Below are 20,701 nucleotides of genomic sequence, written 5' to 3' on the forward strand. Positions count from 1 at the left end.
TTACTGCCAGACGGCAGAGAAAGCGTTGCTACAGGGCAAACCCTTATCCGCGCTGGACTGGAAGTTTTTCTTCTTCTCCTGGTGGAAGAACCCGCAGTACGCAATCGACCCGGTAGAGTCTCTGCCGCAGCGCCTGGTCGATTACTTCGCTGAGATGGCGGCTAAGCACGGCGTTGCCGTTAACGATCGTCAAAAAGCCTGGTATCACGCCAAAGAGAAAACCCTCGGCGATGATATGAAGCGCGAGTACCCGACCATTCCGGCCGAGGCGTTCCAGCAGTCGGTCGAGGGCGCGTACTACGCCAAGCAGTTCCGCTGGCTCTATACCAACAAGCGGATCGGGCAAATCCCGGATAACTCACACCTGCCAGTTCATACATTCTGGGATATCGGTGTTAGCGACTCCACGGCTATCTGGTTCGTTCGCGAGGTCGGCGAAGAGTTCCACATCATCGATTACTACGAGAACTCAGGCGAGGGCCTGCGGCATTACATGAAGGTGCTGAAAGACCGGGGCTACACCTACGGTGAGCACTGGGGGCCACACGATATTGATAACAGAGAGTTCGGTAGTGATGCCAAATCACGCCGTGAGCTTGCTCGTGAAGGATACGAAATCGACGGGCAGAAATACTCGCTGCGTTTCCAGGTTGTGCCGAAAGTCTCAGTCGATACTGGCATTGAATCAGTCCGTGAAATTCTCCCTTCATGTGTGTTTGCGGAAGACAGATGCGCTGAGGGTATCTCCCACCTTGAAGGCTACCGCAAGGAGTGGGACGACAAGCGCGGCTGCTGGAAGGATAAGCCACTACACGACAAAACCTCTCACGGCTCTGATGGATTTCGCTATTTCGCAGTCGTGAAGACAAACCGCCGTAAACCAACCGGCAAAGTCACCAACCTACGGATCTAATCCCATGCCTGATATTTCAACCCCAAATCTGGACTATGGGAACATGGTCGAGGCGTGGGATATCAACGATGCCCTGATGGGCGGCACGCTCTATATGCGACAGCTGGGCGAGCAATATCTACCGCGCTGGCCGAAAGAAGACAAAGAGGACTACAAAAAACGCCTCGCCGTGGCCACGCTTCTTCCAGCCTACGAAGAGACCATTAAGCAAAACATCGGGCGTGTATTCGCCGAGCCCATTAAGCTTGCCGAGAATGTGCCTGATGAGCTGCGAGAGTATGCGAAAAACTTCGACCTTGAGGGGACGCGCCTGGACGTATGGGCGCAGGCATTCTTCGGTCTGGCGATGCAGTATGGACTCTCCCACGCGCTGGTGGATTATCCCAGGGTGGACACCGAAAAGGTGAAAACCAAAGCGGAAGAGAAAGCTACTGGCGCGCGCCCATACGTCACCATGCTCAATCCCCGGCAGGTGATCGGATGGAAGTCGAAAATGGTAGACGGCAAAGTGGTGCTGACCGAGCTGCGTATCAAAGAGGTAGTTATCGAGGACGGCGACGACTTCGGGCAGACAAAGGTCGAGCAAATTCGTTATCTGACACCTGGAATGGTGCAAATCTACCGCAAGTCGAAAGGTATCGATGGGGCGGCGAACTGGGAGAAGTTCGACGAATGGACAACATCTCGTAAGGACATAACACTGGTGACGCTCTACACCAAGCGCACCGGGTTTATGTGTGGTTCACCTCCACTGCTCAATATGGCTCTGCTGAACATCAAGCACTGGCAGAGTCAAAGCGAGCAGGACAACATCCTGCATGTCGCCAGGGTGCCGTTGCTCACGGTGTTCGGTTTGGAAGAGGGGCAAGAGCTGATAATTGGCTCGTCTTCAGCTACGTCGTTCACTGATCGGCAAAAGCAGGGTCTGGAGTACGTCGAGCATACAGGCTCCTCCATCGGTGCTGGTAAAGAGTCGCTGGCAGAACTTGTGGAGCAGATGCGCCAGGCTGGTGCGAAGCTGCTTCGTACGGAAAACACCTCTACCAAATCGGTAGACCAGACCTCTGAAGAGAAAATGCAGGAGCAGTCACCGCTCTACACCATGGCTACCAGCCTTGAAGATGCGATCGACAACATTCTGCAAATCATGGCCGAGTACATCGGCGAGAAAGATGGTGGCAACGTTGATGTTCGCACCGAGCTGGATGTTGAGTCGAAAGAATTCAACCCGCCTGCTGCGCTGGCTATTCAGTCCCTGCGCCAGGGCGGTGACCTTCGCCGTATCGATGCGATTAAAGCCCTGCAAAAACTCAACCTGATTGATGCCGATGCGGATCCTGATGTGGTTCTGAGCGAACTGCTGGCTGAATCATCGTCTCTGGATACCAGAACGTTAGACGAGGTATAGCATGGCCCGCTCCGTCAATGACCGCCTGCAGGACGAAACGATAGCGCACGGCCTGTATGTAAACCGCTACGGTACTGGCGTCGCTCGTCGGATGGTGGCGCTGCTCAGCAAGATGGATGCCGACCTGGCTGCCAAACTGCTGGTGCTGCTGGATGGTAAGCGTGCCGATACCTACAGCGCTCGCCGCCTGGCTTCGCTGCTGGCTGGTGTGCGTGAACTGAATCAACAGGCCTATGAGCCGGTGAATGCTGCGCTGGCACGTGAACTGACGCGCTACGTTGAATATGAGGTCGGTTATCAGTTTGACCTTTTCAGCAGCATCATTCCGAAGCAGATCCTCAGGCATGTACCGCTCCAGAGCATCGCGCCTGAGCAGGTTTACGCCTCAGCAGTGGCTCAGCCTTTTCAGGGGAGATTGCTGAAAGAGTGGGGCAAGAAACTCGAATCGGATCGGCTGGAAAAAATTACCAGTGCCGTGCGCACCGGATTTCTTCAGGGTGAAACCGTCGAGCAGATTGTAAAGCGGGTCGCCGGCACGCCGCAGCTTAATCGCGAGGACGGGGTGATTAATGCGTCCCGGCGCGACCTTGCGGTGGTCACTCGCACGGCAGTGAACCACATGGCTGCTACGGCACGTCAGGAGTTCGCGCAGGCCAACAGCGATATTGTGAAGGCCAAACAGTGGTCTTCGACGCTGGACACTCATACCAGTCAGTGGTGCATCATCCGCGACCGCAAGCTTTACTCGCTGGACGGCAAACCGCTGGGGCATGAAATTCCCTACCTACGCGGGCCGGGAAAAATCCATTTTCTATGCAGGTCCTGCGAAATCCTGCTCACGAAGTCGTGGGAAGAGATGCAGATAGCCTCTGGCGAGCTGAGCAGCGCCACGCGCGCATCTATGGGCGGGCAGATACCATCGCATACCAGCTATGCCGAATGGCTTGCGAGGCAGCCTTACACGCGGCAGGAGCAGGTACTGGGCGTTACCCGCGCCATGATGCTGCGTGACGGGAAAATCACGGTACCAGAGATGTTCAACGATGCCGGGGAGTTCCTTACACTGGACGAACTGCGCCGAGTGGATGCGTCGGCTTTTGAATAACTGAATAAGGTAATAAAACAATGACTCAACATATTGGCGTGAAGCTCATCAATGCTTACCCGATGACCCGTCTGGCATATAACGACTTTCGTGGTTGGGAGTTACCAAGTGACGAAAACGGAAGTGATGAAGGTTATCTCGTCGAGTATCTGGATGGCGGAAAGCCAAACACCGATCGCTTCAACGGGTATGTGAGCTGGAGTCCGAAAGATGTGTTCGACAAAGCCTACCGACCAGTGGCGGGGCTTAGCTTCGGACTGGCTGTCGAAGCCCTGAAATCAGGCAAGCGCGTCACCCGCGCAGGCTGGAACGGCAAGGGCCTGTGGCTTGAGCTGGTCCAGCAGTCGCCATCTGTGGACCTGCCGTACATTCGTTTAATTTATCCGGTGCCGGGCAATGGTGCCATGCCATACCCAAATGGCGCTCGCGTGCCTTGGGCACCAAGCCAAACCGACGTCTTGGCTGATGACTGGCAAATTCTCTAAACCAGTTGCTTGGGGGTTGGTCTATGCGAGATGACAATTTTCACCATGTGGGCGATGGCCGCGGTAAGCGCCGAGTGTTCGTTAACGGCAACGAGGTCAAACGCTGCATATGGGCGGATGTTAAGCGAGGAATCGCCTGCATACATCCACACCCGCTGCGGATTCACAAGCGTAAGCGGGATGATATCTATACCCGCAAGCTACGCGGCGTAATAGCCATTGAATTTATCTAACAGGCTGCCTCCGAGCGGCCTTTTTTATGCCTGCCGCTGAGCGGATGCGACGCGGTGCCCGGGTCGGATGACCCATTACGTATGGCCGGAAGGCTGGAGCAAAAACAATGAAACTGAAACTTGATGCTAACGGAAATGTGGTCGTTGAAAACGGCATGCCTGTGTACATCCATGATGACGGCAAAGAAATCCCGTTCGACGCAGCCGCAGCGATGACAAAAATCACCTCCCTGAACGGTGAAGCTAAAACTCACCGTGAAGCGAAGGAGGCGGCGGAAGCCAGTCTCGCGAAATTCTCTGGCATCACCGACCCGGCCAAGGCGCTCGAAGCCCTGGAGATGATGACCAAAATCGACCAGAAAAAATTGATCGATGCTGGTGCCGTTGACCAGGTAAAGGCGGAGATCACCAAAGTTTTCCAACAGCAACTCGAAGAGGCGAACAGCAAGACCCAGCAACTGGAAACTCAACTCTACGACGAGATGATCGGCGGCCGCTTCGGTGGCTCCAAATTCATTTCAGAGAAGATGGCGATCCCGGCTGAGTTCGTGCGTTCGTACTTCGGGCAGAACTTCAAAATCGAAGACGGCAAGGTCGTGGCCTTCGACGGTCAGGGCAATAAGGTGTTCTCTCGCACCAAGCCTGGCGAGCTGGCTAGCTTCGACGAAGCGCTGGAGTCACTGGTCGAGTCGCATCCGCAGAAAGATTACATCCTCAAAGCGTCCGGTAACAGCGGCGGCGGTTCTCACCAGTCGCAGCACCAGGCCGGGCAAAAAACCATGAAACGCGATGCGTTTGATGCATTACCTCCAGCAGAGCAACAGGCTGTGATTGGCGGCGGCACAAGCATCGTTGATTAATCGAAAGGAATAAATACATGTCTAATACTTTGACTGGCCTGATCCCGACCATTTATACGGCGCTTAACCGCGTTTCACGTGAGCAGGTAGGTTTTATCCCGGCGGTGGCCCGTAACGCTAAAGCCGATGCCGCGGCCAAAGACCAAACCGTGACCGCACCGGTAGCACCAAAAACCACCACCGTTGATATCACTCCGGCGGCAACCGCGCCAAACGACGGTGATCAGAACATTGGTACCGTGGACGTGAAAATCACCAAATCCAAAATGGCCCCGGTCAAATGGAATGGTGAAGAGCAGCTTGCCATCGGACCATCAGGCACTTATGACGTTGTCCTGGCTGACCAGTTTTCTCAGGCGTTCCGCGCACTGAGCAACGAAATGGATGCTGACCTGGCATCGCTGGCTTATAAATCTTCCCGCGCTGTTGGTGCTCCAAAAGATACACCGTTCAGTGTCAAAGACGACCTGTCTGATGCGGCGAACGCTCGTCAGGTGCTGACTGATAACGGCGCACCAACCACTGACCTGCGCATGGTACTGGGCGGCGAAGCGATGGCGTCAATCCGTGGTAAACAGTCCGTACTGTTCAAAGCGAACGAAGCCGGTACCGATCAGCTGCTGCGTGAAGGCATCATTGGTCGTGTGATGGGCTTTAACCTGCACGAATCCGCCAACATCAAGCGCACCGCGAAAAGCACGGCGGCGGGCTATAAGGTCAATGGCGAGAAGAAAGAGGGCGACATCATTATTGCTATCTCTGCTGGTACTGGCGGTATTGCTGCCGGGACCGCAGTGAAGTTCGATGGCGATGACAACCAGTACATGGTCGTAGCGGCAACCTCTTCGACTATCACCATCGGCGCACCTGGCCTGCGTCAGGATCTGGCAGATCAGGCGACTGTCACTGTGCTGAGCGAGTTCGTGCCAAACGTTGCCTTTGACCGTAACGCATTCCTGCTGGCTTGCCGTACCCCGGCCATGCCAAAAGGCGGCGATACCGCTGATGACGTGATGAACGTAACCGATCCGGTCTCTGGTATTACCTTCCAGATCGCGCTGTACCGCCAGTACCGTCAGGTGCGTTACGAGGTTGGTGTGGCGTGGGGTGTGGCCTCCGTTCAGCCTGAACATTCCACCATCATCATGGGTTAACCCAGGGGGCTTCGGCCCCTTTGTTATTCAGGAGGCCCGATGGCCGGATTAACAAAAGAGCAGCGCGCGCAGCGTGAAGCGGAAAAGCTTGCAGCTCAGCAGACCGCTGATAATAACCCTGCCCAGCAGGAACAGCAGCAGGAACAGCAGCAGGAACAGCAGCAGGAACAGCAGCAGGAACAGCCAGGTATTGAGCTGGTGGTCATGGTGCGTGATATCCCAGAGTTCCCCGGCGGTCCGCTGCGCGCTGATGTTCACCCTGCTGAAGTGGATAACTGGCTGGCGCTGGACTGGCGTCTGGAGGAATAACCATGCTGGTTGCCGATCCCCATTCGCCGGACTTTAACAGCTACGCCAGCGTGTCCGACTTGCGGGTCTTTGCCGCCGCGCGCGGATACACCATACCTGCCGAAGATGGCGAATGCAGCCAGATGCTGATGCAGGCGATGGACTTTCTGGAAGGAAGGACCTGGCGTGGTCAGCGCTCCAGCGCATCTCAGCCTCTATCCTGGCCGCGCTCCGGCGTACGCTTCGATGGTGTGGACCTGCCGGATGATGCTATTCCACAGCGCCTGATTGATGCCCAATGCCGCCTGGCTATCGAGTCGCAGGAGATTGACCTCACGCCGTCGGTCTCCGGTGGCGGCGCGGTCATAGCTGAGAGCGTACAGGGGGCCGTCTCTGTGCAGTACGAGCCGGGAACGAATAAAGCTTCTCCGTCTTTCCCATGGTTCTATACCGCACTGCGCGGGCTGGTGGTGGGCGGCAATCAGATCCGTATAGAAAGGGGGTGATATGCCAATCGACTATCGACGCATGCGAGCCACGGCGACCCGGTTGCTGACCGAGAATGGCAAAACCTACCAGCTCACCCGCGGCGGCAGCACCGTCCGTGACCAGTTCGGGAAAGAGGTCACTACCCCGACAACCATTGCGACCGTCACTGGCGTTATCACCGAATACTCCTCTCGTGAAATCGACGGCTCTCTGATTGCTACAGGCGATAAGAAGCTGGCGGCCACGTATGAAACTGAGGTGCGCATCGGTGACATCATTGATATCAACGGCCAAAAGTGGCGCGTGGTACAGCCGAATCCGGTTAAGCCTGCCGATGTGCTGATCTCCTACAACATCCAGCTGAGGGCGTAACTATGGCCGGTTCTGTTAATCAGCCGTTCCTGGCTGCTATTCAGCTGTTCGTTGATGGCTCAAAGCAGGAGATGGACGAGGTGGTGCGCCGAACGGGTATCAAAATCCTCGGGCGCTTGGTCGAAATGTCTCCAATTGGCAACCCTAATGTCTGGCAGGTAAACCAGACGGCATCAACCTATAACGATGCCGTACGAGACCACAATGCTGCGCTGCGTGATGACCCGGCCAACCTGACCAAGTCAGGGCGCCTTAAGCGCGGGCTGCGAGTGAACGACTCGATGGACATCAAAAAGCCCGACGGCTATGTCGGCGGGCGCTTCAAGAACAACTGGTATGTGGGGTTCGATAGCCAACCAACGGAGAGCAACGAAACTCCGGACGCTTCCGGCCAGGGGTCCAACTCTCGCGGCCTGGCGGTGCTCGAGGTGTTCCGGGTAGGCCAGGTCAGCTCGATTTTCTTCACCAATAATCTGCCATATGCGGCAGCACTGGAGAACGGGCATTCCGGCCAGGCACCCGGCGGCATGGTGGGCATCACTGCGCTGGATGCCGCGCAGTTGTTCCGTGAGGCAATGAGCGAGGTGCGCAATGGCCAGTGACCAGTCAATGCGAATTGCTGAACTACTGGAGAGCCGCATTGCGGTTATCTGCTTATCGCTTGGGCTGCCAGTAGCCTGGCCGAACATACCGTTTACTCCCCCGGATAGCTCACCATACGGGCGTGTTTATGTTCTGCCGGCACAGACGGTGGGGCAAGACCTGGAAGGTCAATTGCGAACCTATCAGGGCATCCTGCAGCTCAACATCATTGCGCCAGCAGGCAGCGGCGTGACGCAGGCCAGAGGGCTGGCAAAGTCTGTCGCAGATGCTTTTCCCGAAGGGATTCCGCTGGTGGATGGTGACCTGACTGTTTATATCAATGGGCCGCCGCAGGTGAGACAACCCATCCAGGACCGGCCAACCTCGGCGCCAAACGGGGCCAGTGGCTCCATAACCTACACCATTCCCGTCAGCATGCAGTACCGCGCTGACTACTGACCCGCCAGATGGCGGGTTTTTTATTACCTAAATTCAGGAGAGTGCTATGGCATTCGCAATCCCTAACGGCTCGCGTGTGAACGTGGCCAAGGCCTATCAAGCCCCGATCACCTTTACCGCAGCCTCTAACGCGACGGAATGCGAACTGACCGTTGCATCCGCTGCTGGCATCCTGGCTGGCGATGTTGTCCAGGTGAGTTCAGGCTGGTTAAAGCTCGATAACATGGTGCTGCGCGTCAAATCGGTGACCAGTAATAAAATCGTGCTGGAAGCATTCGATACTACCGACACCACCAAATTCCCGGCAGGCACTGGCGCGGGCACGCTGCGCAAAATCGACTCATGGATCACCATGCCTCAGGTGATGACACTATCAACTGAAGGTGGTGACCAGCAGACCATCAGCGTGCAGTTCCTAGAAGATGACAAAGCGCGAACCATCCCAACGTTTAAAAACGCGGTGGTTCAGGTTTACACCTTTGCACATGACCCTCAACTGGCGATCTACAAACGCCTCATTGACCTGGATGACTCCAGCGACACCACCGCGGTCTGGTTCCACAACCCACGCGGCAAAGCCGATCGTTTCTACTCAGCCAAAGTATCGTTCCAGCGCGTGCCGCGCACGGAAATCAACGCCGTGGAGAGTAACGAGGCGCGCATGAACTTCGAATCGGACATGCAGATTTACCCGATCGCCGATTCATCCGTGACGCCGTTGGCGTTCCTGACCGACCTGCCGGCCACCAAGTCCGTTGCCACAGGCGCAGCGCTGGATCTGGCAGTGGTAATGAAGGGCGGCTCAGCACCTTACACCTACGTTTGGAAGAAAGGCAGCACCGCTATTCCGGGCAAAACCGCCTCGACGTTCAACATTCCATCTGTGGTATCCGGTGATGCTGGTTCTTACACCTGCGAAGTCACTGACGCGGCGGGTAAAACCATCACCTCGGCTGCGTGTACTGTCACGATCAGCTAACTAATCAGGCCCGGTACGCCGGGCTTTTTTATGCGCATCGCACGCGCAAAACCACTCAGAACCTTTCAGGATGACCCTTGAGGAACCGGCCGGCGTCGGAGCCTTCTGAGGGCTGGATCTCCTGTGCGACAAGGTTCATCACTAAAAGGTAACTCCGATGAATGATATTTCTATCGAATATCTGAAAGAAGCACTGGAATACACACCAGAGTCTGGTGTTATCCGTTGGAAGCTGCGCCCCAAAACTCATTTTAAAACCGATAATTCTTGGCGGGCGACCAATGCCAATTTCGCCGGAAAGGTAGCAGGCGCGCTTGCTAATGATGGATATTTGAGGATCGGGATAGGTGGACGGTTATATAGATCTCATCGTGTAGCCTGGGCCTTACATTATGGCTATTGGCCTGAGCATGAGATTGATCACATTTCAGGCGACAGGGGTGATAACCGCATACACAATTTGCGATCAGTAACTTCGGCAGTCAATAACAAGAATTTGCGCCTTTACTCCACAAATAAAACCGGTGTCCCCGGAGTAGGTTGGTATAAAGCACGGGGAAAGTGGAGAGCAAAGATAAACGACTCTGGAAAGGTGAAGCATATTGGTTACTTCGATGATTTCAGTGAAGCGGTGAAAGCAAGAAGGGCTGCCGAGATGCAGTTGCAATATCACGTAAATCACGGAACCAACGATAGGCTAACTTTCTAAAAGGAAATAAATCATGGGTCAGAAAATCACTATTTTGTCCGGTGCGGCGACGGATGTTCTGTATGCGCTGTTTTTCCGTGGCGCGCTTCAGTCTGGTGACCTGCCAGCTAAATCTGGTGCTGCTGAGCTTCGGGAGCTGGGATTCGCTGAAACACGCCATACCGCGACGGAGTATCAAAAGGAAAATTATTTCACCTTCCTGACTGCTGAAGGGCAGGAGTTTGCTATTAAGCACCTGGTCAATACGCGCTTTGGTGAGACGGTGAAGCAGGAATACTACTCCCCGCTCGGGGTTGAGCTTGAATGCGATCAAAAGGCGCTCGATGAAATTTGTGAAGAGATTCGCAGCAGCAAAGCATTTGAAAAGTTGATAAACGGAACACCGATTCACTGTCAGGTGCATATTACCGATACGATGATTGGTGATGCCGCAGTGTCTGCCAACTATAGCGTAAAGATGAACGTGAACCACGGCGGCAAACTGCACGTTGCTGGCATGGCCGTCTGCATTGAAGGTGACCAGCGCAAGGTCGTGTTTGAGGCTGACCGCTTTAAGGTGAATGAAGCCGCTCAATCAGCCAGCAATAATGAAGAGACGGCCTTCAATGGTGGTCTGGCTTTTGGTGGTTTCCCTGGGGCAATTAGTCATGATGGAGCTAATCCCGCTGATGGCAATAATGCCACCGCCGAACCAATCAGTTCAATTGCTTCAGCGACAGGCACAGCCACCAAGATGCGACTAACCGACGAGATGCAAGAACTGGTTCTCAAGGCTGTACATGAAAGTGATCTGTTCACATCCCTTCAGGCAAAGATTGATGCGCAAACAGCTTCAGTAGCTGGCCTGCAACTGGCGGTGCGCGATGTGGTAAACGATGTTCTCCGCAATGCGCTGAAGCCAGGCGGTCTGCTGTACAAACGATAACTCTCACCATCACACACTGGAATATTCAACCCGCTACGGCGGGTTTTTCTTTTCTAAGGAACCGAAATGACCAAATTTTCTCTGATCCCCAACCCAACTTTTTCTGTGACCGCGAGCATTCCGCGCGCTGGCGCCGAAGACGGCAAGCTGACGTTCACTTTCCGCCATAAAACGCTGGAAGAGCTGCGCTCTATGGACGAAAAGCTGCAAAAGTCCGCTGAAGGTAAAAAGGCTGCTATCGAGCCGCAGGCCGACTACCTCATGGAAATTGTCGAGGGGTGGGCGCTGCCGGACGAGTTTAACCGCGAGAACGTTATTGTCCTTCTGCGGAACTATCCACGCGCGTTCGACAGCATCGGTCTGGCATACACCAAAGAGCTGATGGGTATCCGCGAAAAAAACTGAGGCAGGTCGCCGCAGCATTGTATACGCCGGGACCGACGCTCGCGGAGCTGAGCGCTTTTGGTTTGACGCCTGAGGACGTGGAGGAGGAGATGGGGATCCTGCCCTCGGTGTGGAGGCCCTTCACCATCTTCTCTTCCCTGGCGACCCAGTGGCGAGTCGGCGCGAGCGGGGCGACCGGCCTTGATTACAACGTTCTCCCCTGGATGTTCGAGTTACACGGGGTTGAGGATGCGGCGGCCTGCATGGCTGACCTTCAAATTATGGAAAGCGAAGCTCTCAAGGTAATGCATAAGGAGACGAAATAATGACAGACCAGATCGCCTCGATTACTTTGCGGGCCGATGTTTCTGACCTGAAAACAGCCAGCAACGAACTGGATAAACTCGGCCAGGCGGCGGCCGGTGCCGTAGATAAAGCAGATGATCTGAATAGCGTGTTTCGCGCTGGCGCAGAATCTGCGAAGCAAGGCAGCGAAGGACTCAAGGAGCAGCAGAACGCGCTCAAAGGGCTGCTGGAGAATATCGACCCGGTTACCAAGGCCTTAAACCGCCTGGATGAGCAGCAAGAATCGCTGCGGAAATTCCAGGCCAAAGGTTTCCTGGATACCGATACCTTCCAGGCTTACAACAAAATCCTGGATGACACCCGCCTTAAGCTGACCGACACCGGAGAAGCCGCGGCGCGTGCTCAGGCCGAATTAGCCGCTACTCAGGCGGCAGAGAAGCAGTCCACAGCGTTAAAGAACCTTCTTGGATCCATCGACCCGACAATCCGTGCGTTCAACTCACTGGATGAACAGCACGCACAGCTGGTAGCCCATTTCGAAGCAGGGCGCATTAACGGCGCGCAGTTCGAGCACTTCAACACAATCCTTAACCAGACGCGTGAGCGCCTCTCTGGTGTCGCTGACGTACTGCCAGAGGCGCTATCCCGGCAGGAAGCTGCTGCCCGGCGTGCTGGAATTTCCGTTGGCCAGTACAGCGCCGCGCTGCGCACTCTGCCGGCGCAGTTCACCGATATCGCGACACAGTTGGCTGGAGGCCAATCCCCTTTCCTGATCTTGCTCCAGCAAGGCGGGCAAATTAAGGATTCTTTTGGTGGATTAGGCCCAATGCTCCAGGCTTTGCGGGACGCATTGTTTGGGTTTAACGAAGAGAGCAGAGAAACATCCGAGTCGGCAGCAGGCATAAGTGACGCTGCTGAAGGACTTAACAACACCAGTGAGGCAGCGGAGAAGCTGGGGCGGGCGGGTGGCCTGTTAAATACCTTTAACCTTGCGATTGCTGGCTCGGTGGGTTTGCTGGCTCTTCTGGCTGGGGCTGCCTACAGTTCATCCCAGCAGTTCGACAATGTTGCCAGATCGCTCATTTTGATGGGCGGGGCTGGCTTTTCCTCCATGCAGCAACTGAACGACGCGGCAAAGGATGTTGCTGATAACGCTGGTGCTTCTTTGGCTGAGTCTGTTGATACCCTGGTCCAACTAAACGACACCGGGAAGTATACCGCCGACCAGATGACCAAAATTGCCAAATCCATTCTGGCTATGGGTGATGCAGGGCTGGATACGAAGGCTGCGCTGGCGGATTTTTCACGACTGGCAAACGATCCTATTAAAGCCCTGGCGAGCTTGAACCAGCAATATGGCTTTGTTGATGAAGCCATGATGAAGCACCTCATTACCCTGGAGAAAACGAAGGGGAAAACAGCAGCGGCAAACGAAGCTATAACGCTTTTTGCCGACACCATGGAGGATCGCAGTAATAAAATTGTAGAGGCCACCGATAATATCGGGCAGGCGTGGAACGGGATTAAAGCTTTCTCCTCCGACATTTTCGGTCAAATCGGGGTTACCGTGCGCGCATGGGGAAACCAGATCATCGATATCTTCGAACTTGTTAAAGCTTCGATTAAAGACCTCTTCCTCAACATTACTTCACTGGACGCCAAATTCACCGGCACTATTGCTGGCTGGGCTGAAAAAATCCCTGGTGGCGGGGCGCTGGCTAATTTTCTTGACATGGATGTAGAGGCCATGAAGAAGGCCGGGGATGAAGCGGACAAAGAGATTGAGGCGAACAAAAAACGCTATAACGAGCTTTGGAAGCGCGTCACTGCGCCTAACGCACAGGCAGATTATGAAGCCGAAGCGCGAGGGTCTAACGTAAAAGGTGATGGCGGAACAAGTCGAGAATCAAGAGACGCAGTCTCGAAGCTTGCACAAGACTCAGCCAAAAAGACCAAAGAGGCAAAAGCCACGCTGGATGCTGGCGATCGCACTCTTGAGAACTACCGCGCCCAGGCCAGAACGTTAACTGAAACGCTCGAGACCCTCCGACAAACAGGAGAAACCCACGCTAAAAACACCGAGTTCAGTAAACAGCAATCTCGATTTGCTGAATTGGATGAGGCAGCCAAAACCCGCGCGCTGACTGCTCAGGAAAAATCTTTACTGTCGAGCCGTGAGGCGATTCTGAACGCCGCCAAGGTGGTTGATCAGAAGAACAAGGAAGTAGAGGCGCAGCAGAAAATCAATGGCCTGGCGCAGCAGGCGAATAAATACGTCACGCAGATGTCGGAAAAGACAGAAGCGTTGCGTGGCAGCGCAGGCCTAAGCAGCCGTCAGAGCCAGCGCATGATGGAAGAGGCACAACTTCGTCAAGGATGGCTGAATGGTGGCGGCAAGCTTGAAGATGCAGGCTATGCGAAAGAGCTGGCAGCGCTGAGAAATTATTATGCTGAAGAAGACAAGCTGCGCGGCGACTGGAAAGCGGGGGCTGTTGCTGGATGGAATGAATATCTGGATGCCGCTACCAACACCTATGATGCCGTTAAGAACGTTGCCAGTTCCACACTGACCGGCTTGAGCAACATGCTGACTGAGCTTATGACAACTGGCACCGCGTCAGTTAAAGAGTTCGGTAAATCTATGCTCAAGATGATCCTCGAGATAACCAACCAACTTATAGTGGCCTATACAGTACAGGCCGCGATGGGCTGGATAAGCGGTGGCAGCAAAGGCGGGAGCACGCCAGGGGGATCTTACGCGAACGCTGCCGCTGGCCTAACTTTTAACGCTAAAGGCGGTGTTTATGATTCGCCCGGGCTCAGTAAGTACGTTAATGGGGTATACGACTCTCCCCAGTATTTTACTTTCCAGGGCGCATCGAAGTTTGCGAAGGGCGGTGTATTCGCAGAGGCCGGCGCTGAAGCAATCATGCCACTTACTCGGGATTCTGCCGGGCGGTTGGGCGTACGCGCCCAGGGCAGTGGCGGTATGGCTCCGGTTATTAATACCACCGTTAACGTTGATGCTGGTGGTTCTGCAACTGTTCAGTCTTCCAGCTCAGGTGATGCTATGGGCCGTGCCCTTGCTGATGAAATGCAGAACGCTGCGTTGCAGGTTATCCAGAAGCACCTTAAGCCTGGAGGCATGATCTACAACTTCAGTAAAGGCAGGTAGTGTTTACGTCGTCCCCTGGTTAATATGATGAAAACCATAAAAATCAGGGGATGATTGTGTTAAAAAAAATCTTTAAGAAGATACTCAAAACCATTGGTTTGCTCATTTTACTTTTAGTTGTTGTCCTTGTGGCAGCGAGACTTAGTCTGAAAACTGATGACGAATTGAAAGCTGAGGAAGCCAAAGCGTTATCTGATAAGAAGCTGGATGAGTTGAGAAGCGCGTGTGAAGCTTACGTAAGGATGTCAGTCATTAACAAAAGCACCCTGGACATGTCGGTGTTTGGCTCGAACAGATGGCTCGGCAATGACGGTAAGTTTTACGCTACGCAGGAGTTTAGCGCTAAAAACAAATTTGGTCTTAAGCAGAAATTCAGAGCTGAATGCATTGAAGACAAGGATGGGAAAACTGATTACCGGCTTGTTGAAATGAATGGAAGTTAAACCGTTCTGAGTTTATTACAAAGTATCGCCCATACTTTGAACCGATACAGAGCCTCGCATGCGCGGGGCTTTTTTATGGAGTAAATATGGCAGTTGAAACATACAGCTGGCGCTCGCAGCTCGGTGCTGGGGCGATTGAATATAGTCAAACGGTGCGCGCTGCGCAGTTCGGTGATGGCTATGAGCAGGTTGCTGATAATGGCATTAACTCTACTGCTATTCAGGTGCCAATGAAGCATACCGGCACCGAGACGGAGGTGAACAGTATTCGTGATTTCCTCCTGGCTCATACCGTTAAAGCTTTTATCATCACGCCGCCCGGCGAAGAGAAGGGGCTTTACCGCGTCGTAGCCGATTCGGTTCGTAAAACGCAGATCAGCAGCAAAGTTGCTGAGTTGACGTTCACCATCAAACGAGCTTATGGAGCGTACGCATAATGGCATTAGTCGATCAGGCGGCGATGCTGGCGCCGGGTGGCAGGGTCCGCCTGGTTGAAGTTGACGCCTCAGAGTTCAGTGGCGGTATTCACCGTTTCCACTACGCGCCTTTCCCCCATACGCCGGAAGAAATTGATGCTGCCAATGGAGATGAACAAAAGCTCGGACCCAAGCCAATCGTCTTCGGTGGCAATACCTACGATTTTTGGCCATTTCAGGTTTCAGGCCTGGAGCTATCAACAGACCAGGCGGCGGAGCCCACCCTCAGCGTCTCAAACCATGATGGCCATATCACTGCGCTGTGCCTGCAATTTAAGGACATGGTTAACGCCAAAGTGAGCATTATCGATACCTATGCGGTCTATCTCGATGCTGTGAATTACCCTGGTGGCGTAAACCCTACAGCTGATTCGTCAATGTTCACGCTTCAAACCTTCTGGCTTGACACGAAAACCTCCGAAGACGACGAAGTGGTTTCATGGTCACTCAGTAGCCCCGCAGACTTGCAGGGGCTTGTTATCCCAACCAGACAAATCACCTCTCTCTGCGAGTGGGCGCTGCGCGGCCAGTATCGTAGCGGCGATGGATGCACCTATAACGGCACTGCATATTTCGACGCGAAAGGGAATCCGGTATCAGATCCTGCCCTTGATGTGTGCGGCGGCTGCCTGAGCGACTGCCGTAAGCGGTTTGGTGCCGGGCTGGCAGAGCCTAATACCGCGACCCTTGATTTTGGGGGCTATCCAGCCACCGTGCTTTTTTCCAGATAACCGGACGTACCAATGAATAAAACTATAATGGCAGCTATCCGGGCGCATGCACTGGATGAATCCCCGCGTGAGTGCTGTGGCTTCGTTATTCAGTCTGGCCGTCGCCAGCGCTACATTCCCGTGCCGAATACGCACGAAAATCCGACAGAGCATTTCCGCATCGACGGCGAGCACTGGGCTAACGCCGAAGATATCGGGACGATTATTCGCGTCATCCACTCCCACCCTGGCGACGGTGCCCGGCCTATTCCGTCCGATCTGGACCGACAACAGTGCAATAACTCCGGCGTGGTCTGGGGTATTTACGCTCCGGACAGCGATGAATACGCCGAGATAATGCCGGAGGCGGTGCCGCTTATTGGGCGTCCGTTTATCCTGGGCTCGAATGACTGCTGGGGGCTGATTATGGACTGGCACGCCATTCAGGGCGTCACGCTGAACGATTTTCGCGTTGATTACCCGTGGTGGGAAAGCCAGTACCCGGACAATCTCTATTTCGAAAACTGGGAGCGGGAAGGGTTTGTCGAATGCGTTCCGGCACCAGGCTGTATGGTCATCATGCAGGTTGATTCCGATAAGTGGAACCATGCGGGCATCATCACTGAAGAAGGTGAACTACTCCACCATCTTTACGGCCAGCCTTCATGCATTACCCCATATTCCAGAGGCTATTTCAAAGACCGCACGATGATCTGCGTTCGTCACAAAAACTTGCCGCAGGAGATAAAGCCATGGCGCGTTTAACCACGATTCGATTGTATGGCGCACTGGGCGCCCGGTTTGGGCGCGTTCACCGGCTGGCAGTGCAGACATCTGCCGAAGCTGTCAAAGCTCTGTGTATCAACTTCGACGGACTGGAAAGCTTTCTGATGAATGCCAAAAAAAACGGCATGACCTTCGCGGTGTTTCGTGGCAAACGCAACATCGGAGAACAGGATTTCAAGGAGCTGGGTGGTGACAGCGATATTCGTATTGCTCCTGTAATGGAGGGGGCAAAAAAAGCAGGATTATTCCAGACGATCCTTGGCGCTGTGATGGTTGTTGCTGGCGTAATTATTGGAGTAACGACCAACTGGACAGGCGTTGGCCTAACCTTTGGGGCCGGACTTATCATGTCGGGCGCGTCAATGATGGCCGGCGGTATTTACCAGATGCTTTCGCCCCAGCCAAAAGGGTTACAGGGGCGAGACGATCCTGACAATAAACCCTCTTATGCCTTCGGTGGTTCAGTGAATACCCTTGCGATGGGAAACCCGGTCGCGCTTCTCTATGGCGTCCGTGAGATTGGCGGCGCCATCATCAGCGCTGGCATAGTCGCAGAAGACATCTGATAACTCCTTTCTGAATATCAAGCACCCAGTCGGGTGCTTTTTTTATGGATGTAATATGGAAGCGATCACTGGTGCAAAGGGTGGCAGCCAGAAGCAGCACACACCTGTAGAACAGCCTGATTCGGCGCAATCAATGGCGCGCTGCCGCATGCTGCTGGCGCTCGGGGAAGGTGAGTTTGCTGGTGGTCTGGATGCGACCAGCATTTTCCTGGACGGTACGCCGCTGGGAAACGCCGACGGAACGATGAACTTTGAAAACGTTTCCTGGGAATTTCGGCCGGGAACACAGACCCAGACGCCGATTCCGGGTTTTCCCGCAGTGGAGAACGAAACTACGGTTGGCGTATCTCTGACAAAAGCCACGCCCTGGACGCGCGCGCTGAGTAACACCCAGATTGACGCTGTGCTCGTTCGCATTGGTATTCCTGGTTTGCAGCAGCAGGAAAACGACGGGGATATTGTCGGCACTACCGTAAAGTACCATATCGATCTTGCTGTAGATGGTGGTGCGTTCTCTACGGTCATGACAAGAACCGTGACAGAGAAACTCAGTTCTCTCTATGAACTGACCCATCGCATTAATCTTCCGAAAGCCAGTACAGGCTGGCAGATTCGCGTGGTACGCGACACCGACGACAGCACCAGCCAGATGTTGCAGAATAAAACGCAGGTACAGGCAATCACTGAGGTGATTGATGCGCGCCTGCGTTATCCCCATACGGCGCTGCTGTATGTGTCGTTCAACGCCAAATCGTTCAACAATATCCCGAAGGTTTCCTGTAAACCTAAGGGGCGCATTATCCGCATCCCTTCGAATTACGATCCGATAGCCCGAACCTATAGCGGCACATGGGACGGGACGTTTAAGTGGGGCTGGACGAATAACCCAGCATGGATCTGGTTCGATGTGCTCACTGAGCCGCGTTTCGGACTTGGCCGACGCGTCACGGCGCAGATGCTGGATAAGTGGGAGCTTTACCGTATTGCCCAGCGTTGCGATCAGAAAGTACCTGACGGGAAGGGTGGCGACGGTACCGAGCCGCGCTTCATGTTTGATGTCTACATCCAGTCGCAGGCTGATGCGTGGCAGGTAATCAAAGACATCGCCGCAGGGTTCAATGGCATGACGTTCTGGGGCAACAATATGTTCAATGTTGTCTCGGACATGCCGGCGGATACGTCGAAGCTGCAAATCCTTACCCGCGCTTCGGTGGTGGGCAAACCGGTTTACTCGAGCGGCAGTGAAAAGACCCGCTTCTCCAGCGCGCTGATTAACTTCAGCGATCCGGATAACCACTACCAGGACCGCACCACGGCAGTGATGTTTCCGGAACTGGTGAAGCAGTTCAAGTTTAAGCAGACACAAATCACTGCGATCGGTTGTACGCGTGAGAGTGAGGCGCAGCGGCGTGGCGGGTGGGCGGTGTATTCCAACTCTCTTGACCGCATTATCACGCTTCAGACTGGACTTGATGGCTTTGTATTCGTGCCGGGCACCGTATTTGCGTTTGCAGATGAACGCCTGTCAGGGCGCGTTTACGGCGGGCGTATCACTGGGTATAACGCAGGTCTTAAGGCCGTGACCACTGACCGGGGCACCAGTGCGGCGGCTGGCGATACGCTGATGATTCGCACCCAGGGCGGTACCGTTGAAAGCCGGGTGATACAGGCCGTAAATGGCACGCAGCTGATCGTGTCCACGCCGTTCACGGCGGCGCCATTACCTAATGCCGTGTTCGTAATTGATGCTGGGCAGCTGCGCCTACAGTATTTCCGGGTAACGAACCTAAAATTTGATGATGAGGAAAACACCTTCACCATCACTGGAGCGGAGTATAACGCGTCGAAATATGACGCCGTTGATAACAATGCACGTCTTGATACACCGCCGACAAGCCTGATTCCAACCGGGCTCGTGAACCAGCCGACCAACATTGTGGTATCGAGCTATGATGCTGTTCGCCAGGGGCAGCGCGTGGCCACGCTAACCGCCTCATGGAATGCGCCAGTTGATAAAGACGGCAAACTGCAGTCGGACGTCATAGCCTACCGGGCACAGTGGAAGCGTGGAAATAACGAGTGGGTAAACGTACCTGAAACCGGGTTGCGAAATATCGAAGTGCCTGGCATCTTCGAGGGTGATTATCTGGTCCGTGTACGCGCGATCAACTCCGGCGGTGCATCGAGTCTCTGGGCAACTTCCGCGCTTACACACCTGAAGGGACGCGCGGGTGAGGTACCCAAACCTGTCGGGCTTAAGGCCTCCGAAGACGTCGTATTCGGAATCAACGTCACCTGGGGATTCCCTGCTGATTCCGGTGATACGCTTAATACAGAACTGCAATACAGCCTGACCTCTGACGGTGCGAGTCCGATGCTTCTGGCTGATGTTCCGTATCCTCAGAAACTCTATCAGCAGATGGGGCTGAAGGCAGGTCAGGAATTCTGGTATCGCGCCCGGCTGGTTGACCGCATCGGGAATCAGAGCGACTGGACAGACTGGGTGCGCGGGCAGGCCAGCATCGATGTTTCCGATATCACCAATGCAATCCTGGAGGACATCAAAAGTTCTGAAGTCTTCAAGGACCTAATTGAGGATGCAGTAGCCAGCAGCGAGAAACTGGCCGAACTTTCTGAAGCGATTAAGGAGAACGCCGATGGTCTGGCTGCAGCAGTAGGTTCGAATAAGCAGACAGCAGAAGCAATCATTGGCAATGCCCTGGCTATTGCTGATGTTGTTGTGCGCCAGACTGCGCAGCAGGGGGCTAACTCTGCGAAATTCGAACAGCTCCGGGAGGTGATCGCTACTGAGACGGAAGCGCGCGTCACGGATGTTACTCGTCTAGAGGCGAAAACTGCCCAGAATGAAGCGGGTATTACTGATGTTCGCCAGG

At 54.4% G+C, this 20,701-nt stretch carries 23 protein-coding genes and 1 pseudogene; all 24 read left to right on the forward strand.

Annotation, left to right across the window (positions count from 1 at the left end):
* Positions 1-913: pseudogene (locus tag APU11_RS14080) on the forward strand (terminase); the annotation flags it as partial.
* A 4-nt stretch (positions 914-917) separates the two neighbouring features.
* Positions 918-2,321, forward strand: a complete 1,404-nt coding sequence (locus APU11_RS14085; protein ID WP_060578545.1) for a DUF4055 domain-containing protein — start codon at positions 918-920, stop codon at positions 2,319-2,321.
* A 1-nt stretch (position 2,322) separates the two neighbouring features.
* The gene (locus APU11_RS14090; protein WP_060578547.1) at positions 2,323-3,426 is read left to right on the forward strand and encodes a phage minor head protein; all 1,104 of its coding nucleotides are present in this window, start codon (positions 2,323-2,325) and stop codon (positions 3,424-3,426) included.
* A gap of 20 nt (positions 3,427-3,446) precedes the next feature.
* The gene (locus APU11_RS14095; RefSeq protein WP_016247115.1) at positions 3,447-3,911 is read left to right on the forward strand and encodes a DUF2829 domain-containing protein; all 465 of its coding nucleotides are present in this window, start codon (positions 3,447-3,449) and stop codon (positions 3,909-3,911) included.
* Between the two features lie 23 nt (positions 3,912-3,934).
* Positions 3,935-4,144, forward strand: a complete 210-nt coding sequence (locus APU11_RS26940) for a hypothetical protein (RefSeq protein WP_072200421.1) — start codon at positions 3,935-3,937, stop codon at positions 4,142-4,144.
* Between the two features lie 107 nt (positions 4,145-4,251).
* Positions 4,252-5,004, forward strand: a complete 753-nt coding sequence (locus APU11_RS14100; RefSeq protein ID WP_016042134.1) for a DUF6651 domain-containing protein — start codon at positions 4,252-4,254, stop codon at positions 5,002-5,004.
* Between the two features lie 17 nt (positions 5,005-5,021).
* Positions 5,022-6,158, forward strand: a complete 1,137-nt coding sequence (locus APU11_RS14105; RefSeq protein ID WP_032621539.1) for a P22 phage major capsid protein family protein — start codon at positions 5,022-5,024, stop codon at positions 6,156-6,158.
* A gap of 39 nt (positions 6,159-6,197) precedes the next feature.
* Positions 6,198-6,467 (forward strand): hypothetical protein, encoded by a 270-nt coding sequence (locus APU11_RS14110; protein ID WP_060578549.1) that lies wholly within the window; start codon positions 6,198-6,200, stop codon positions 6,465-6,467.
* A 2-nt stretch (positions 6,468-6,469) separates the two neighbouring features.
* Positions 6,470-6,952 (forward strand): DnaT-like ssDNA-binding protein, encoded by a 483-nt coding sequence (locus APU11_RS14115; protein WP_060578551.1) that lies wholly within the window; start codon positions 6,470-6,472, stop codon positions 6,950-6,952.
* A gap of 1 nt (position 6,953) precedes the next feature.
* A complete protein-coding gene (locus APU11_RS14120) occupies positions 6,954-7,307 on the forward strand; it encodes a hypothetical protein (RefSeq protein ID WP_060578553.1) in 354 nt (117 codons plus the stop codon).
* Between the two features lie 2 nt (positions 7,308-7,309).
* Positions 7,310-7,909: a hypothetical protein gene (locus APU11_RS14125; protein WP_060578555.1), complete on the forward strand. Its 600-nt coding sequence runs from the start codon at positions 7,310-7,312 to the stop codon at positions 7,907-7,909.
* Complete coding sequence (locus APU11_RS14130) at positions 7,899-8,348, forward strand: DUF4128 domain-containing protein (RefSeq protein ID WP_060578557.1); 450 nt, start codon at positions 7,899-7,901, stop codon at positions 8,346-8,348. The genes APU11_RS14125 and APU11_RS14130 overlap by 11 nt, the downstream gene beginning before the upstream one ends.
* 46 nt (positions 8,349-8,394) lie before the next feature.
* Positions 8,395-9,327: a phage tail tube protein gene (locus APU11_RS14135; protein ID WP_060578558.1), complete on the forward strand. Its 933-nt coding sequence runs from the start codon at positions 8,395-8,397 to the stop codon at positions 9,325-9,327.
* Positions 9,328-9,484: 157 nt separating this feature from the next.
* Positions 9,485-10,036 (forward strand): HNH endonuclease signature motif containing protein, encoded by a 552-nt coding sequence (locus APU11_RS14140; protein WP_060578560.1) that lies wholly within the window; start codon positions 9,485-9,487, stop codon positions 10,034-10,036.
* Positions 10,037-10,049: 13 nt separating this feature from the next.
* Positions 10,050-10,961: a DUF1983 domain-containing protein gene (locus tag APU11_RS14145; RefSeq protein WP_060578562.1), complete on the forward strand. Its 912-nt coding sequence runs from the start codon at positions 10,050-10,052 to the stop codon at positions 10,959-10,961.
* Positions 10,962-11,027: 66 nt separating this feature from the next.
* Complete coding sequence (locus tag APU11_RS14150) at positions 11,028-11,366, forward strand: phage tail assembly chaperone (protein WP_060578564.1); 339 nt, start codon at positions 11,028-11,030, stop codon at positions 11,364-11,366.
* A gap of 17 nt (positions 11,367-11,383) precedes the next feature.
* The gene (locus APU11_RS14155) at positions 11,384-11,671 is read left to right on the forward strand and encodes a DUF1799 domain-containing protein (protein WP_060578567.1); all 288 of its coding nucleotides are present in this window, start codon (positions 11,384-11,386) and stop codon (positions 11,669-11,671) included.
* Positions 11,671-14,826, forward strand: a complete 3,156-nt coding sequence (locus tag APU11_RS14160; RefSeq protein ID WP_060578569.1) for a phage tail tape measure protein — start codon at positions 11,671-11,673, stop codon at positions 14,824-14,826. The genes APU11_RS14155 and APU11_RS14160 overlap by 1 nt, the downstream gene beginning before the upstream one ends.
* Before the next feature lie 56 nt (positions 14,827-14,882).
* Positions 14,883-15,269, forward strand: a complete 387-nt coding sequence (locus tag APU11_RS14165; protein ID WP_127851167.1) for a hypothetical protein — start codon at positions 14,883-14,885, stop codon at positions 15,267-15,269.
* An 86-nt stretch (positions 15,270-15,355) separates the two neighbouring features.
* Entirely contained in the window at positions 15,356-15,706 is a 351-nt protein-coding gene (locus APU11_RS14170) for a phage tail protein (protein WP_060578573.1), read from the forward strand.
* Complete coding sequence (locus tag APU11_RS14175) at positions 15,706-16,476, forward strand: phage minor tail protein L (RefSeq protein WP_060578575.1); 771 nt, start codon at positions 15,706-15,708, stop codon at positions 16,474-16,476. The genes APU11_RS14170 and APU11_RS14175 overlap by 1 nt, the downstream gene beginning before the upstream one ends.
* Positions 16,477-16,488: 12 nt before the next feature.
* On the forward strand, positions 16,489-17,220 hold the full coding sequence (locus tag APU11_RS14180; RefSeq protein WP_060578577.1) for a C40 family peptidase: 732 nt from the start codon (positions 16,489-16,491) through the stop codon (positions 17,218-17,220).
* A complete protein-coding gene (locus APU11_RS14185; RefSeq protein WP_060578579.1) occupies positions 17,208-17,807 on the forward strand; it encodes a tail assembly protein in 600 nt (199 codons plus the stop codon). Before APU11_RS14180 ends, APU11_RS14185 begins: the two co-directional genes overlap by 13 nt.
* A gap of 55 nt (positions 17,808-17,862) precedes the next feature.
* A partial coding sequence (locus APU11_RS14190; RefSeq protein ID WP_060578581.1) for a phage tail protein occupies positions 17,863-20,701 on the forward strand: 2,839 nt, incomplete at its 3' end.

The organism is Enterobacter sp. 50793107 (assembly GCF_001463365.1).
GTDB lineage: Bacteria > Pseudomonadota > Gammaproteobacteria > Enterobacterales > Enterobacteriaceae > Enterobacter > Enterobacter cloacae.

What these genes read in the sequence shown, in the direction of transcription:
- APU11_RS14085 (WP_060578545.1), top strand. Translation starts at nt 918, where the DNA reads ATGCCTGATATTTCAACCCCAAATCTGGACTATGGGAACATGGTCGAG.
- APU11_RS14175 (WP_060578575.1), top strand. Translation starts at nt 15,706, where the DNA reads ATGGCATTAGTCGATCAGGCGGCGATGCTGGCGCCGGGTGGCAGGGTC.
- APU11_RS14180 (WP_060578577.1), top strand. Translation starts at nt 16,489, where the DNA reads ATGAATAAAACTATAATGGCAGCTATCCGGGCGCATGCACTGGATGAA.
- APU11_RS14130 (WP_060578557.1), top strand. Translation starts at nt 7,899, where the DNA reads ATGGCCAGTGACCAGTCAATGCGAATTGCTGAACTACTGGAGAGCCGC.
- APU11_RS14170 (WP_060578573.1), top strand. Translation starts at nt 15,356, where the DNA reads ATGGCAGTTGAAACATACAGCTGGCGCTCGCAGCTCGGTGCTGGGGCG.
- APU11_RS14135 (WP_060578558.1), top strand. Translation starts at nt 8,395, where the DNA reads ATGGCATTCGCAATCCCTAACGGCTCGCGTGTGAACGTGGCCAAGGCC.
- APU11_RS26940 (WP_072200421.1), top strand. Translation starts at nt 3,935, where the DNA reads ATGCGAGATGACAATTTTCACCATGTGGGCGATGGCCGCGGTAAGCGC.
- APU11_RS14125 (WP_060578555.1), top strand. Translation starts at nt 7,310, where the DNA reads ATGGCCGGTTCTGTTAATCAGCCGTTCCTGGCTGCTATTCAGCTGTTC.
- APU11_RS14110 (WP_060578549.1), top strand. Translation starts at nt 6,198, where the DNA reads ATGGCCGGATTAACAAAAGAGCAGCGCGCGCAGCGTGAAGCGGAAAAG.
- APU11_RS14185 (WP_060578579.1), top strand. Translation starts at nt 17,208, where the DNA reads ATGGCGCGTTTAACCACGATTCGATTGTATGGCGCACTGGGCGCCCGG.
- APU11_RS14115 (WP_060578551.1), top strand. Translation starts at nt 6,470, where the DNA reads ATGCTGGTTGCCGATCCCCATTCGCCGGACTTTAACAGCTACGCCAGC.
- APU11_RS14150 (WP_060578564.1), top strand. Translation starts at nt 11,028, where the DNA reads ATGACCAAATTTTCTCTGATCCCCAACCCAACTTTTTCTGTGACCGCG.
- APU11_RS14120 (WP_060578553.1), top strand. Translation starts at nt 6,954, where the DNA reads ATGCCAATCGACTATCGACGCATGCGAGCCACGGCGACCCGGTTGCTG.
- APU11_RS14105 (WP_032621539.1), top strand. Translation starts at nt 5,022, where the DNA reads ATGTCTAATACTTTGACTGGCCTGATCCCGACCATTTATACGGCGCTT.
- APU11_RS14145 (WP_060578562.1), top strand. Translation starts at nt 10,050, where the DNA reads ATGGGTCAGAAAATCACTATTTTGTCCGGTGCGGCGACGGATGTTCTG.
- APU11_RS14100 (WP_016042134.1), top strand. Translation starts at nt 4,252, where the DNA reads ATGAAACTGAAACTTGATGCTAACGGAAATGTGGTCGTTGAAAACGGC.
- APU11_RS14160 (WP_060578569.1), top strand. Translation starts at nt 11,671, where the DNA reads ATGACAGACCAGATCGCCTCGATTACTTTGCGGGCCGATGTTTCTGAC.
- APU11_RS14095 (WP_016247115.1), top strand. Translation starts at nt 3,447, where the DNA reads ATGACTCAACATATTGGCGTGAAGCTCATCAATGCTTACCCGATGACC.
- APU11_RS14090 (WP_060578547.1), top strand. Translation starts at nt 2,323, where the DNA reads ATGGCCCGCTCCGTCAATGACCGCCTGCAGGACGAAACGATAGCGCAC.
- APU11_RS14140 (WP_060578560.1), top strand. Translation starts at nt 9,485, where the DNA reads ATGAATGATATTTCTATCGAATATCTGAAAGAAGCACTGGAATACACA.